The organism is Olsenella profusa DSM 13989 (assembly GCF_030811115.1).
Classification (GTDB): Bacteria; Actinomycetota; Coriobacteriia; order Coriobacteriales; family Atopobiaceae; genus Olsenella_F; species Olsenella_F profusa.
The window spans coordinates 1,939,492-1,954,587 of sequence record NZ_JAUSQK010000001.1 but is presented as its reverse complement, the minus strand read 5'-3'; the positions used below and the strand labels follow the sequence as shown (position 1 = coordinate 1,954,587).

The following is a 15,096-nucleotide window of genomic DNA, read 5'->3' as shown; positions in this document are numbered from 1 at the left end:
TGCCTTTCGGGGCGGGGCACGGGCGCACGATGGATGCGATCAGCTCCCTACGACCTGAAGTTGGTGCTGGAGTCGGATTCCTTGAGGATGACGTCGTGCGCGCCACCCTCCACGAGCGAGGTGGCGGAGACGAGCGTGATCTTGGCCTTCTCACGCAGCTCGCAGAGGTCAAGCGCGCCGCAGTTGCACATCGTGGAGCGCACCTTGGTGAGTGACCCCTCCACGTTCTCCTTGAGTGGGCCGGCGTAGGGCACGTAGGAGTCCACGCCCTCCACGAAGGAGAGCCTCTTGTCACCGCCGAGGTCGTAGCGGGCCCAGTTGCGCGCGCGCGCCGAGCCCTCGCCCCAGTACTCCTTCACGTAGGAGCCATTGACGTTGAGGCGGCGCGTCGGGCTCTCGTCGAAGCGGGCGAAGTAGCGGCCCAGCATGAGGAAGTCGGCACCCATGGCCAAGGCGAGCATCATGTGGTAGTCGTACACGATGCCGCCATCGGAGCACACGGGCACGTAGACGCCCGCCTCCTCGAAGTACTCGTCGCGAGCACGGCACACGTCGATGAGCGCCGAGGCCTGACCGCGGCCGATGCCCTTCTGCTCGCGCGTGATGCAGATGGAACCACCGCCGATGCCCACCTTCACGAAGTCGGCACCCGCCTCCGCCAGGTAGCGGAAGCCCTCGGCATCCACGATGTTGCCCGCGCCCACCTTGACGGTATTGCCATAGTGCTCACGAATCCAGTCGAGCGTGAGCTTCTCCCATTCGCTGAAGCCCTCGGAGGAGTCGATGCAGAGCACGTCCGCACCAGCCTCGACGAGCAGGGGCACGCGCTCGGCATAGTCGCGCGTGTTGATGCCCGCGCCGACGATGTAGCTCTTGTGCTCGTCGAGCAGCTCGTTCGGCAGGCTCTTGTGCGAGTCGTAGTCCTTGCGGAACACGAGTGACACGAGCCTGCCTTCCCCATCGACGATGGGCAGCTGGTTGAGCTTGTGGTCCCAGATGATGTCGTTGGCGGCCTTGAGGGTGGTGCCCTCCTGCGCCGTGATGCACTGCTGGGCAGGGGTCATGAACTCGCAGACCCTCTTGCTGGGGTCGTCGCGGGAGACGCGATAGTCACGACTCGTGACGATGCCGCAGAACAGGCCATGCGCACTGCCGTCCTCCGTGACGGGCATCGTGGAATGGCCCGTGCGGTTGCGCAGCTCGAGCACGTCGGCCAGGGTCATGCTCGGCGTCAGGGTGGAGTCGGAGACCACGAAGCCCGCCTTGTACGACTTGACCTCGCGCACCATCTTGGCCTCCTGTTCGGGGGCCTGGGACTGGTAGATGAAGGAGATGCCGCCCTCCTGCGCAAGTGCGATGGCAAGGCGCGGACCGGAGACCGCCTGCATGACGGCGGATGTCAGAGGGATGTTCATGGTGAGGGCAGAGTGCTCGCCACGCCTGAACTTGACGAGCGGCGTCTTGAGCGAGACGCCCTGAGGCACGTTCTCATGTGAGGAATAGCCCGGCACCAACAGATACTCGGAAAAGGTGTGGGACTCTCCCTCGAAGAAATGTGCCATGGAACGCTCCCTCTGTAGACGCTGATACCCGCAGCCATAAACTGTAGGCGATTGTAGCATCACTGGGGCATGCCACGGGAAGCCGCCGTCTCCTCCCCCTGAAGCCCTGCCGCCGCCCACGAGGCGAGGCCGCACCGACGGCCTCGAGGGGGCGCCGACGTCAGACGTCCTCGCTCATGACGTCATCGAAGTTGACGGCGATGTCATGCTTCGTGGGCACCCACTCGACCTTCTTGAACAGGGCCGCGACCGTGATGGGGATGTAGGTCATCATGAAGATCGGGAACGTGAAGAGGTTGGTGACGATGCGCCAGCGCCTCTTGGCGTGGATGTGCTTCCGCTCGCTCACGGTGGTGATGACCGCCAGGATGAGGAACACGACGTATATGGAGCCAAACGTCATGAGCAGCGACCCGATGCACATGGCGAGCTCGGCATTGGTGGCGATGAAGCCATGGCTGAGCGAGCCGATGATGAGGTAGGCGGCGTTGACGAAGAACGAGAGCAGCGTGAGGATCATGCCGGGCGCCACCGTCATGAGCATGTCGTACGAGGAGAAGCTCCCCTTGCGGATGCCGTGGAGCAGATTGTGGTTGTATGAGAAGAACACCTGGTAGAAACCCTTGGTCCAGCGCATGCGCTGCGTCCAGGACGCCTTGAAGGTGACGGGCTGCTCGTCGAAGAACTCCGCCGGGGCGTAGCCGATCTGGATGCCGTGCGAGCAGCAGAACGTGGAGAACTGGATGTCCTCCGTGAGGGTATGGAATCGCCATCCGTGCATGCCGCGGATGATGCTCGCCGACACGAGCCATCCCGAGCCGGAGATGGCACAGCTCGTACCAAGCATCATGCGGGCGTTGTTGAGGAACTTGGCCTCGCGCAGGAACCATGTCGCATAGGCGGAGCTGATCCAGCTGGAGTCGAAGTTCTTGGAGTTGCGGTAGCTCGTGCACACCAGATAGCCGGCATCGAAGGCCCGGTTCATGATCTCCACGTAGTTGGGCGCGATGATGTTGTCAGCGTCCATGACGAAGAACGCCTCGTAGCGGTCGCCGTACTCGTTGAGGATACGGTCGAAGGCATAGTCCAAGACCCAGCTCTTGCCCTTGCGGGCGAGGTCGTTGCGTTCCCAGGTGATGGCCCCCGCCTTGCGTGCCTCCTCGGCCGTTGCGTCGGTGCAGGCATCCGCCACCACGAAGCAGTCGGCGAGGCCGTCGTACTTTTGCGTGAGAATGGAACGAACGAGGTTGCCAATGACGGGCTCCTCGTTGTGCGCGGCGATCACGAAGGCATAGCTGTGATCCCTCTTCGCCTTGGGCAGCACGACCGTACCGCGCACCGACACGCGGATGATGTAGACGAGCTGGTAGAAGTAGGCCAGGGTGAAGAAGAGCCACACGATGCCATTGAAGATGACGATGGGTGTGATGCCGAGCCTTTGCAAGTCCACGAGGACTCCTTCCCTGCCGACTACGCCGTGGGGCCATCGACGCCAAGCTGTGGACAGATGCGTACGCCCGCCTCGGTACGTCCCATGGAGCTGTCTCCAAGCCCCTTCAGTATATCGAGTAGGTCAGGGGGGAGCACGTCAGCCCGCACGATCGGCTCGCCGGTGGCGGGATGGTCGAAGGCGATGCGCCACGAGTGCAGGAACTGTCGGACGAGCCCACGGTTGCGCCGGGCGTCCCCGCGCCCATAGGGCTGGTCGCCCACCACCTGGTGGCCGATGTGGCGCATGTGCACGCGAATCTGGTGCGTGCGTCCGGTGTAGAGGTGGCATTCGAGCAGGCTGTACCCCTCATCATAGCGGCCCGCCTCAAAGCGCTCCAGCGTGGTGAACGTGGTGATGGCCTCGCGCGCCAAGGGGTCGTCGGAGACGGTCATGCGCAGGCGGTCGCGCGGGGAGCGGGCGATGCCCGTGGTGATGGTCCCCTGGTCCGGTGCCACATAGCCATGCACCAGCACCACGTAGCGCCGGTCGAGCACGCGCAGGCGGATGAGGTCCTGCAGCGCGCGCTGCATCTCGTCGTCCTTGGCTGCCACCATGAGGCCCGAGGTGTCCCGGTCGAGCCGATGCACGATGCCCGGTCGGTCGTCTCCCTGGAGGGTGCCCAGATGGTCGTAGCCACAGTGCGCGACGAGGGCGTTGGCCAGCGTGTCATCCACATGGCCGGGGCTGGGATGGCACACGAGCCCCGCCTGCTTGGAAAGCACGATGAGGCGATCGTCCTCATAGCGGATGTCCAGGGGGATCGCATGGTTGGGGACGAGGGCGCCAGGTGCCGCAGGCTCTGGCTCCTCGATGCTCGCACGTATGCGATCGCCGAGAACGACGCGCTCGGACTTTGACGTGGCGTCCGTGCCGTTGATGGTGACGGCACCCGCCTCCACCAGCCGGGCACAGGCAGAGCGCGAGGGCATGCCCTCCTGGACGGCAAGGAAGGCGTCGAGGCGCGACCCCTCCCCCTCGGGTCCCACAAGAAGCTCAAGGATACGCGTCACGATGCCGTGCCCCTCCGGGTGGGCGCCCCCTTGAGCTGATGGCGGGCATCCCACATGAGCCAGACAACGAAGGCCACGACGATGCCCACGGTCACGAAGCAGTCGGCCACATTGAAGATGGGAAAGCTGACGAAGTCGAGGGACAGGAAGTCCGTCACGAACCCCTGGCCGAGGCGGTCGATCATGTTGCCGATGCCCCCGCCCACGATGCAGCCCAAGGGCACGACGAGCGTGAGCGGCAGCCAGCGGCGCCACACGATGACGGTACAGATGATAGTGACCACCAGCGCCACCGCCACGAACACCAGGCCGGCGCCCTCCCCCATGCTGAAGGCCGCCCCGGTGTTGCGCACGTGGACGAGGCCAAGCAGATGCGGTATGAGGCCCGTGTGACGTCCGAGCGGCAGGTTGTCGCGCACCCAGGCCTTTGAGAGCTGGTCGAGCGCCACCGCCAGGACGGCAGCGAGCCCGAAGCCACGCATGCGCATGGGCCGCGACGCCATAGTACCTCTGCTCGTTCCCAACTCGCCTCCCTCACGGAGGGGAACCGTCCCGCGCAGGCGGGACGGTTCCCATAGCTCGCAGGTACCAGGCTACTACAGACGGACGTTCCCTACAGGCTCTCCACCACATCGTGGCAGCGCGCACACAGGCCATCTGCGCCCAGCTTGCGCCAGTTCCAGCAGCGTGGGCACTTGCCGCCCTCGGCGGGCAGCACCTCACAGGCAAGCTCGTCGCCCTCGTGCGCGTAGACGTCGGAACACACGAAGGCCTCCGCCAGGTCGGGCGCCCCCCCGCCGGTCAGCAGCGCAAACGCCCCATGCGGCAGCGTCAGCTCCGCGTGCGTCGCCTGGGTGGTCTTCTCCGTGACCACACCGTTCGCGAGGGCCGCATCGTAGGCCTTGGTGAAGGCGGAGCGCGCCTCGTCAAGCGCCCTGTAGGTAGCCAGAAGCGGCTCGTATCCCTCGGGAGCCAAGGGTGCCTCGAACCAGTCGAGCAGGGCCGCATGGGTCTGGCCGTCTCGCAGGGACTGTGGCAGGTAGGCCATGACCTCGTCGCAGGTGTAGGCCAAGATGGGCTGGAAGTCGTGCACCAGCATCTTGAGGATGTAAGACCAGGCGGTCTGCACGCTCCTGCGCGCCGTGGAGCCCTTGCCCTCGCAGTAGGCACGGTCCTTGGTGGCATTGAGGTAGTCGTTGGAGAGCTCGGTGATGATGTAGTCGTACAGCGTGCGGTACACCACGTTGAAGCGGTAACCCTCATAGGCACGGCTCACCTCGTCGTGCACCTGGCTCATGCGGGCCACGGCCAGCCGGTCGAGTGGCTCGAGCTCGCCTGCGGGCAGGCCATCGGTGGCGAGGTCGAACTCGCCCTCCAGTTCACCCAAGAGGAAGCGGAAGGTGTTGCGGATCTTGCGATAGGCATCGCCCACATGGGCGAGGATGTCCTCGTCACAGGGGACGTCAGTGGAGGTGTCCACCGAGGCCACCCACAGGCGCAGGATGTCGGCACCGCGTTCGGCACAGACCTCGTTGGGATCGATGACGTTGCCGAGCGACTTGGACATCTTGCGACCCTTGCCGTCGAGCGTGAAGCCCTGGGACACCACGGACCTGTAGGGGGCGACGCCATAGGCGCCCACGGACGTCATGAGGGCGCTCATGAACCAGCCGCGGTGCTGGTCGGACCCCTCAAGGTACATGTCAGCTGGGAACTTGAGGTAGTCGCGATGCCTGCACACGGCGGTATGTGAGACGCCGGAGTCCCACCACACGTCCAGGATGTCACCGTTGGCCTTGAGGTTGTGGCTGCCGCAGGAGGGGCACACACAGGCGTCGCCCAGGTAGCTGGCGGGATCGTCCGTGAACCACGCATCGGAACCCTTCTGCCGGAAGAGCTCGATGACCTTGTCGAGCGTCTCGTCGCTCATGACCGTCTCACCGCAGTCCTGGCAGGTGTAGGCCGGGATGGGCACGCCCCAGTTGCGCTGGCGCGAGATGCACCAGTCAGGGCGCTGCTCGACCATGGAGCCGATGCGCTTGATGGCGTGGGCGGGATAGAAGTCCACGTGCGCGAGGGCCTCGAGCGCCTGCCGCCTGAGCCCCGTCCTGTCCATGGAGACGAACCACTGGTTCGTGGCGCGGAAGATGACGGGGTTCTTGCACCGCCAGCAGTGCGGATAGCTGTGCGTGATGTCCTCGTACAGGATGAGCGTGCCGCGCTCCCGGAGCCACTCGATGATCTCGGGGTTGGCCTCGCTGACCTCCATGCCACCCCAGGGACCACCTGTGCCGATGCCCTCGCCCCGGTAGAAGCGGCCGTCATCGTCCACGGGCATGATCACGGGGATGTCGAACCTCATGCCGGCGATGTAGTCATCCACGCCGTGGCCAGGGGCGCTGTGCACGATGCCGGTGCCATCGTCGAGCGTGACGTAGTCCGCATAGATGAACTCGCCCGTCTCGCCCGCATCGCCGAAGATGGGCTGCCGGTAGCGATTGTGCGCCAGCTCGGCGCCGCTCGTGCGCCAGATGGCACCGCTGGCGTCTCGGGCCAGCTCGTAGCGCTCGTAGCCAAACTTGGCACAGCACGTCTCCACAAGCGCCTCGGCCATGATCTCCGCACGGCCGTCGACGACGACGGCCACATAGTCCGCCTCGGGATGCAGGATGACGGCATCGTCGGCGGGCAGGGTCCACGGCGTGGTGGTCCAGATGTCCACCCAGAGCCTACCCTTGAAGGCCTCGAGGCCCTCGGGTACGGTGGCCATCTCGAAGCGGACGAAGATGGCGGGGCTGACCTCGTCGGCGTACTCGATCTCCGCCTCGGAGAGCGCCGTATGGCAGTGGCTGCACCAGTGCACGGGCTTGCGACCGCGGTAGATGGCGCCCCTGTCGAAGATGGCCTTGAAGATCTCGATGTCGGTGGCGTCGTAGTCGTGCGTGTAGGTGAGGTAGGGATTGTCCCACTCGCCCAGCACGCCCAGGCGCTTGAAGCCCGAGCGCTGCGTGTCCACCTGCTCGACGGCCACCCTGTTGCAGATCTCGCGAATCTTGACGGTGGGGAGCTGATTGAACCTCTCGGTGCCCAGATCCTCCTCCACCTTGTGCTCGATGGGCTGGCCATGGCAGTCCCAGCCGGGCACGTAGGGCGTCTGGAAGCCACGCATGGACCAGTAGCGGTTGATGATGTCCTTGGAGATCTTGTTCTGAGCATGCCCCAGATGGATGGGGCCATTGGCGTACGGGGGGCCGTCGTGCAGCACGAACTTCTCGTGCCCCTCGTTCTTGGCGAGCATCTGCTCGTAGACGTGGTTCTCCTCCCACTGGGCGAGGCGCTTGGGCTCGTTGGCCGCAAGGTTCGCCCGCATGGGGAACTTCGTCCTGGGGAGATTCGTCGTATCCTTATACCTGTTCGCCACGCGTTCCCGTCCTTTCATGGGCACAAAAACATGCGCCCGTCCCTCTCTGCTGGGACGAAGCGCACGGTTGCATGCTTCGCTTGTGACCACCCAGCACGCGGCCAAGGCCGCAACTCGGCTGGCCTGTCTCGGCGGCCACTCCGGCGACGCCTACTTGCGCGCGAGGCGCTTTGGGGTCGCGGCTCTGGGGTGATCTTCGCCCGGACGCGCCTGCGGTCTCTCAGCCTTCCCGCTCTCTGTGAGGCGTGCTCCCCGAGGTACTCTCCCCTTCCTCGCTTCGAGTTGGCATCATAGCACGCGCGTCGAGGCCCGGTGCGCGTGCCCCCAATTGTTCACACACGGCCCCCACGGAGGACGCTCCGTGGGGGCCGTGGCACCGTCGTGTGGCAGCGGACAAGGACGACTAGATGCGCTTGGTCATCGTAATGCTCGAGAGGGCATAGCTGTTGCTGTCATAGAAGCCAAGGTTGAGGCTCGTGGTGTGGTCGCGGGAGTCAAAGGTCATGGTCTGGTAGTTACCGCTGTTGGACTCGTTCGAGGGGGCATCCGAGATGGCCGCCTTGGCATCGTCGTAGCCCGTCTGCCCCAGGGTGACGCCGCCCGCGATGATGACCGTCGGCGCCTTCTTCGCGCTGGCGCTGTACGTCACGCTGAAGGCCGAGAGCTTGCAGTCCTTGATGTCCATCTGGTCCTCGCTGTCGTTCGTGACGGCGATTCCGATGTAGAGGTAGCCGTAGTCGTCGTGCTTGAGGGTGATACCCGTCAGCGTCTGGTCGGGGTTGACGACATAGCCGTCGTCATAGCTGGCGTTCTCGAACTCCCAGCCCGCCTGGCTCATGAGATCGCCCAGCGTGGACTCGCCGAGCCTGAACTTGTGGTCGTCGATGGAGAATTCGCAGTCCTGCCAATCGGAGGACACCTCGCCCGTGAGCTCGGTGCCCGTGGAGCCGCTGTCGGAGTTCCTCTTCGAGTTCGTCTTGCCCTTGGTCGAGCTGTCGCTGGAGGGGATGTTCTCCTGGCGCACATAGCCAAACTCGCTCTTGAGGTCGCTATCGCTCAGGTTGCGGATGCGACCGTTCTCCCTCGAGGCGCCCACGTAGCCTCCCACGACCAGGCAGACGATGGCGACGACGACAGCCACGATGATGAGGATGGTCTGCTTGGAAAGCGGTTTCTTGGGCGTGGCCGCCTCCGTCGGCCCCACGGGGCCACCTGGGGCCGCACCAGGCTGTGCGCCTGCGGTCGGCGGGTACGGCGCAGGGGCTGCAGCGCCTCCCTGCGCCCCGGCGGGCACCGCCGTCGACGGCTGCCCCGGCGCTGCCGTCGGGCCCTGCGCCGCCGGCTGCTGGGGCGCTCCCGGCGGCACGGGCGCCCCCGCCTGGGGGACGCCCCGTGGGGCCTGGGGTGGTTGAGGTTGGCGCTGCTGGGGCTGGGATACGCCGCCAGGTGCTCCTGGGGTCTGAGGGGTCTCGTCTGCCATGAATCCTCCTTGCGTTGGGTAACAAGAATATTGGGACGTGTCCACATTCTAATACAAATGAGGCACCCTGTGGAAAACGTGGTGGACGGTGATGATAGAAGACGCGTGACTCCGATTCATCATGTAAAGAATCGTTCTAGGTGGGGTATCTTAGTGGCATTGCAGCGTGGCGGGTGTCGTCACGTCGACAGAAGAGGAGCCTCCGTCATGGAGATGGATAACCGCAAGAAGCACCAATCGATGATCATGTACGTCATCATTGCCATCGTCACTCTCATCGCCCTGCGTGCCTATGCCTACCCAAGCATCATGGCAACGCAGATCAAGGACGTGAGCTACAGCCAGCTGGTGGACGACATCAACAACAACAAGGTCAAGCAGGTGCACCTGGACACCAGCAACAGCCAGCTCACCTACACCACGGGAGAGGGGGCGGATTCGCAGGAGTTCCGCACCACCGCCTGGCCCAACGATACCGACCTGGTGAGGAGGCTCGAGGCCCACAACGTCGAGATGAACGCCGAGATTCCCGATCAGAGCTCCAACCTGTGGCTCTACCTGCTCATCAACCTCCTGCCCCTCATCCTCATCTTCGGTGGCGGCTGGCTGCTCAATCGCAGGCTCAAGAAGGCCATGGGCGATGACACCCCCTCCATGAACTTTGGGGGTGGCCTGGGCTTCGGCTCGGGCGGCCTGGGACGCTCCGGCGCCAAGGAGGTCAAGGGCGAGGAGACCGGCATCACGTTCAGTGATGTGGCGGGCCAGGATGAGGCCAAGGAGTCGCTCGAGGAGATCGTGAGCTTCCTCGAGCATCCCGACAAGTACAATGCCATCGGCGCCCGCTGTCCCAGGGGAGCCCTGCTCGTAGGTCCCCCGGGCACGGGCAAGACCCTCATGGCCAAGGCCGTCGCCGGCGAGGCCAAGGTCCCCTTCTTCTCCATCTCGGGCTCCGAGTTCGTGGAGATGTTCGTGGGCCGTGGTGCCGCCAAGGTGCGCGACCTCTTCAAGCAGGCCAAGGAGAAGGCCCCCTGCATCGTGTTCATCGACGAGATAGACACCGTCGGCAAGAGGCGCGACACGGGCCTCAACACCAACGACGAGCGCGAGCAGACCTTAAACCAGCTGCTCGCCGAGATGGACGGCTTTGACAACCACAAGGGCATCGTGGTTTTGGCCGCCACGAACCGGCCCGACTCCCTCGACCCGGCACTCCTGCGTCCCGGCCGCTTCGACCGTCGCATCCCCGTGGAGCTTCCCGACCTCGCAGGTCGTGAGGCCATTCTCAAGCTGCACGCGAACGATGTGAGGATGGAGCCCGGCGTGGACTTTGGCGTCGTCGCCCGCCAGACCCCTGGTGCCTCAGGCGCCGACCTCGCCAACATGATAAACGAGGCGGCCCTACGCGCCGTGCGCATGGGGCGTGCCTGTGTGACCCAAACGGACATCGAGGAGTCCGTGGATGTGGTCATCGCCGGCGAAAAGAAGAAGTCCACCGTGCTCTCCGAGCACGAGAAGGAGGTCGTGGCCTACCACGAGACCGGCCACGCCATCGTCGCCGCCGTGCAGGACGGCCACATGCCCGTCTCCAAGATCACGATCGTGCCGCGTACCTCGGGAGCCTTGGGCTTCACCATGCAGACCGAGGAGAGCGAGCGCTACCTCACCACGCGCGAGGAGTACAAGCAGCAGATTGCGGTGCTCTGCGGCGGACGGGCGGCAGAGGAGCTCATATTCGGCCAGATAACCTCCGGCGCCGCCAACGACATCGAGAAGGCGACCAAGATCGCCCATGCCATGGTCACCCAGCTGGGCATGTCCGAGAAGTACGGCATGATGGCGCTGGGCGAGCAGCGCAACCGCTACCTGGGCGGCGACACCGAGCTCACCTGCTCCGAGGGCACCGCGCGCGATGTGGACGAGGAAGTCAAGGCGCTTGTGGAGGAGGGCCATGAGACGGCCCTCAGGACGCTGCGCGACAACCGCTTCAAGCTGCACGAGATCGCCCACTACCTCCAGAAGAAGGAGACCATAACGGGCGAGGAGTTCATGCGCATCCTCAAGCGCGACGATGGATTTGCGCCCGTCATCCCCGCACCCGCCACCTAGCGCCGGTGCCCATGACCCGGCACGGGCACCGGCGCAGCATCATGGCTGTGGCCCCCTGTGCTCACTCACCGGACATCCCCGCGCGCGAAGAGCTCCCACAGTGCCACGGCGGACGAGGCAGCGACGTTGAGGGAGTCCACGCCATGCGCCATGGGTATCGCCACAGGGCAGTCGCAGGCGGCCAGAGCCTTCGCCGAGAGGCCCCACCCCTCGCCACCGAAAAGCAGCGCAAGCCGCTCATGCCTCTTGAGCGTGGGGTCATCGAGCCTGAGCGCCCCGTCCACGAGGGCCATGCCAGCACGCAGGTAACCCCACTGCCCGAGGGCGTTCAGTGCGACCGCGGGCCATGGCGTCGGCGCAACACACCATGGAACCTGAAAGACCGTTCCCATGGAAACGCGGATGGACCTGCGATTGAGGGGGTCCGCGCACATCGGTGCCAGCACCACGCCATCGGCACCCAGGGCGGACGCGGAGCGGAACAGGGCCCCAACGTTGGTGACGTCCGTGAGCGCCTCAAGCACCACGAGACGGCGCGCGCCAGGGGCAAGCTGCCAGAAGTCATGCGGACGGGAGCGCTGGGCCTCGGCAAAGTACCCGCGGGACACACGGAAGCCCGAGATGGCGCTCAGCGTCGCACGGTTGGCCACATAGACGGGCGTCTCGTCCGTGGCAAGCACGGGGATACGCTCGAGCAGCGTCTCGAGGTGGCGCTCGTCCACCAACACGGAGCGCAGGACGACGCCCTGTCCCACCGCGGCCTCTATGACATTGAGGCTCTCAAGGATCATGGTCGCGGCAGGGGGATCGCCCAAGCAGCGCAGCTTGCGATCGCTGAAGGCATCGTAATGGGCAACGCGCTCGTCGCTTGCACGTTCGATACGTGAAATTGCCATAAAACACCCCCTCGACACCGTCACAGACGGCTTACTGGCTAAAATAATAAGCTACTGAAACAGGGCATAACAAAAGCTTGAGAGTGAATGGGGACAGACCCTTGGCTGACACACCACAACACGACGACCTGCAGCAGCCATTCGATGTCATCGGACGGACCGAGACTGTCAGGCATGGTGCTGCACATTTCCGTACCCCCACCGAGTCCGCAGAGACGCCTCCCATCGATCCGGAGGGCAAGGGGGAGAAGCGCCATCGCACCGCCAAGGGGTGGGCCATCGCGCTCGGCATCATCGCCGCCCTCTATCTTGTGGGTGTTGCGGTATGGTCGAACATCTATCTGCCTGGAACCACCATAAACGGCCGCGACGTGTCCCTCAGGACGCCTGCCGCCGTCTCGCAGGAGTACAACACCAGCAGCGCAGGCTATACCCTCACCGTCTCGGGGGATGGCGTTGCCATGAGCATCAAGAGGGCGGACATCAACCTCGTCTATAGCTATGACGATTCGCTCGAGGCGGCACTCGCCCAACGCTCCGCCTGGGCGTGGCCCGTGAGCATCTTTCAGCCCGAGGACCTCGAGGCAGACTACGCGCCCACCTTTGATGCGGACATGCTCAAGAGCGCCATCGCCTCGGCGGTGGCGGGCGTCAACGCCAATGCCACCCAGCCCAAGAGTGCAACGCTCGCCTATGATTCCGGCTCGCAGACCTACCAGATCCAGGTGGAGCAGTATGGGACCGCCGTTGACCCCGATGCCGTCTTCGCTGAGATCTCCTCTGCCCTGTCCGGCTATGCCGAGACGCTCGAGCTGGGTCAGGAGTCCCTTGTCAAGCCCGCCATCGTCTCGGGTGACGAGGTCCTCACGAATGCCCAGCAGACGGCGAACGGCATGCTCGCAGCCACCCAGACCCTCACCACCAACGGATCGACGGTCGATACCGTTGGCCCCGACCTCATCTCCCAGTGGATCGACTTTGCCAACGACATGACCCCCTCCCTCAATGACACCAAGGTTGCCAACTGGGCACAGAACGACTTCTCCAAGAAGGAGGACAGCGTGGGCGCAAGTCGTACGTACACCACCCCCTATGGCAAGCAGGTCTCGGTCAGCGGTGGCACCTATGGCTGGAACGTCAACGGCAACGAACTGGCCTCGAGCATCTCCGCCAACATCAAGGCGGGCACGGCGGCATCGATAGACATCCCCTGGAAACAGACGGCGTCCACGGTCAACCCCGGCGGCGCCGACTGGGGCAAGCGCTATATCGACGTCGACCTCGCCGAGCAGCACGCCCGCATGTACGACGAGTCGGGCAGCCTCGTGTGGGAGACGGACATCGTCTCGGGCAACTCCACCAGGGGCCATGGGACCCCCGAGGGCGTCTACTTCATCAACAACAAGGCCATGAACCAGACGCTCATCGGCCTGGATGAGAATCACGATGGCGACCCGGATTACAAGACCCCCGTCACCTATTGGCTGCCCTTCGTGGACAACCTGGTGGCCTTCCACGACGCGTGGTGGCGCGGCAGGTTCGGCGGCTCCATCTATCAGTCCAACGGAAGCCACGGCTGCATCAACCTTCCCTCCGAGAAGGCCAAAGCCCTCTACGGCCTCGCGCAGGTGGGTGATGTCGTGGTGGTGCACAAGTAGCACGAGGGGCACGGGAAGGGTCCTGCGAGACAGCGCCTCGCAGGACCCTCTGACCGCATCCCGCCTGCACGCAGTTGCTAGAAGGGCATCCTTCCGCCTGACATGCCCCCGCCCATGCCGAGGTTGCGCATCATGGTGCGCATCTGACGCATGGACTGCTTGGAGGGCGAGCCCATCATCTGTCGCATCTTGCCCATCATCTTGTTCATCTCGCCCCACTGCTTGAGGAGCAGGTTGACCTCCTGCACGGTGCGACCGGAGCCCGCCGCGATGCGGCGACGGCGCTGGCCATTGATCAGCTTGGGCCTGAGGCGCTCCTCCGCCGTCATGGAGCGGATGATGGCCTCGATGCGGCCGAGCTGGGACTCGTCCATGGTGCCGCCGGCCTGGCGCATGATGCGATCGCCACCAGGCAGCATGCCGACCATCTTCTTGACGCCACCCATCTTGCGCACCTGCTGGAGCTGGGAGAGGTAGTCGTTCATGTCGAATCCCTCGCGCAGCATGCGCTCGGCGTCGGCGGCCTGCCTCTCGTCGGCCGCCATCTTCTGGGCCTGCTCGATGATGCCATAGACATCACCCATACCCAGGATGCGCTTGGCCATACGGTCGGGATGGAAGGGCTCCAGCGAGTCGGGCTTCTCGCCCATCGAGACGAACTTGATGGGCTTGCCGGTGACCTTGCGTACGGAAAGCGCGCCGCCACCCCGCGCGTCGCCGTCGAGCTTGGACATGACGACGCCGTCGAAGTCCACCCGCCTGGCGAACTCCGTGACCACGTTGACCACGTCCTGGCCGCCCATCGCATCCACGACCATGAGGATCTGATCGGGCTTGACCGCCTGCTTGATGTCGACGGCCTCCCGCATCATCTCCTCATCCACCTGAAGGCGGCCGGCCGTGTCCACGATCACGATGTCGTTGAGGTGATCGACGGCCTCCTGTATGGCGCCCTGCGCAACCTTGACGGAATCCGTGCCGTCGCCACGATAGACGGCAACGCCGATCTCGCCGCCAAGCGTGGCGAGCTGGTCGGCGGCGGCGGGACGATGCGTGTCGCAGGCGGCCAGAAGCGGGCTCCTTCCCTGCTTCTTGAGCAGGTAGGCAAGCTTGGCCGCCGCCGTCGTCTTGCCCGAGCCCTGCAGGCCCACGAGCATGATGACGTTGGGGATGCGGTTCTGTGCGAGGACGAGGCCGGAATCGCTCGTGCCGAGGAGCTCCGTCAGCTGGTCGAGCACGATGGCGACCACGTTCTGTGCCGGAGAGAGGGAGTCCAGGACCTCGGCGGTCATGCACCGCTCCTTGCAGGTGGCCACGAACGCCTTGACCACACGGTAGTTGACGTCCGCCTCAAGCAGGGCCAGGCGGATCTCACGCATGGCATGGTTGATGTCGTCCTCCGTGAGGCGCCCCTTGCCCCTGAGGGAGTCGAACGTCGCTTGGAGGCGGTCTGAGAGACTGTCGAACATGC

10 protein-coding genes are annotated in these 15,096 nt (G+C 64.7%); 2 read left to right on the top strand and 8 right to left on the bottom strand.

Annotation, left to right across the window (positions count from 1 at the left end):
• Positions 1-47 precede the first annotated feature (47 nt).
• The 6 genes from J2S71_RS08990 to J2S71_RS08965 all read right to left on the bottom strand — a co-directional run bounded on the left by J2S71_RS08990 (position 48) and on the right by J2S71_RS08965 (position 8,965).
• Positions 48-1,562 (bottom strand): IMP dehydrogenase, encoded by a 1,515-nt coding sequence (locus tag J2S71_RS08990; protein ID WP_307391032.1) that lies wholly within the window; start codon positions 1,560-1,562, stop codon positions 48-50.
• 160 nt (positions 1,563-1,722) lie between these two features.
• Complete coding sequence (locus J2S71_RS08985) at positions 1,723-3,012, bottom strand: glycosyltransferase family 2 protein (protein ID WP_307391028.1); 1,290 nt, start codon at positions 3,010-3,012, stop codon at positions 1,723-1,725.
• Positions 3,013-3,032: 20 nt separating this feature from the next.
• Positions 3,033-4,067 carry an RluA family pseudouridine synthase gene (locus J2S71_RS08980; RefSeq protein ID WP_307392458.1) on the bottom strand — a complete coding sequence of 345 codons (1,035 nt, stop codon included), beginning with the start codon at positions 4,065-4,067 and terminating at the stop codon, positions 3,033-3,035.
• Entirely contained in the window at positions 4,061-4,552 is a 492-nt protein-coding gene (gene lspA, locus J2S71_RS08975) for a signal peptidase II (RefSeq protein WP_040651464.1), read from the bottom strand. The genes J2S71_RS08980 and lspA overlap by 7 nt, the downstream gene beginning before the upstream one ends.
• Positions 4,553-4,677: 125 nt before the next feature.
• Positions 4,678-7,485: an isoleucine--tRNA ligase gene (gene ileS, locus J2S71_RS08970; RefSeq protein WP_307391023.1), complete on the bottom strand. Its 2,808-nt coding sequence runs from the start codon at positions 7,483-7,485 to the stop codon at positions 4,678-4,680.
• A 403-nt stretch (positions 7,486-7,888) separates the two neighbouring features.
• A complete protein-coding gene (locus tag J2S71_RS08965; RefSeq protein WP_156901005.1) occupies positions 7,889-8,965 on the bottom strand; it encodes a hypothetical protein in 1,077 nt (358 codons plus the stop codon).
• A gap of 207 nt (positions 8,966-9,172) precedes the next feature.
• Between J2S71_RS08965 and ftsH the strand changes: the two genes are divergently transcribed.
• A complete protein-coding gene (ftsH, locus tag J2S71_RS08960) occupies positions 9,173-11,071 on the top strand; it encodes an ATP-dependent zinc metalloprotease FtsH (protein WP_307391020.1) in 1,899 nt (632 codons plus the stop codon).
• Between the two features lie 65 nt (positions 11,072-11,136).
• On the opposite strand, the gene J2S71_RS08955 is transcribed toward ftsH, so the two are convergent.
• Entirely contained in the window at positions 11,137-11,967 is an 831-nt protein-coding gene (locus J2S71_RS08955) for a TrmH family RNA methyltransferase (protein ID WP_307391017.1), read from the bottom strand.
• 101 nt (positions 11,968-12,068) lie between these two features.
• Between J2S71_RS08955 and J2S71_RS08950 the strand changes: the two genes are divergently transcribed.
• Complete coding sequence (locus J2S71_RS08950) at positions 12,069-13,625, top strand: L,D-transpeptidase family protein (RefSeq protein WP_307391012.1); 1,557 nt, start codon at positions 12,069-12,071, stop codon at positions 13,623-13,625.
• Positions 13,626-13,702: 77 nt separating this feature from the next.
• On the opposite strand, the gene ffh is transcribed toward J2S71_RS08950, so the two are convergent.
• Positions 13,703-15,094: a signal recognition particle protein gene (ffh, locus tag J2S71_RS08945; RefSeq protein WP_307391009.1), complete on the bottom strand. Its 1,392-nt coding sequence runs from the start codon at positions 15,092-15,094 to the stop codon at positions 13,703-13,705.
• Positions 15,095-15,096 lie beyond the last annotated feature (2 nt).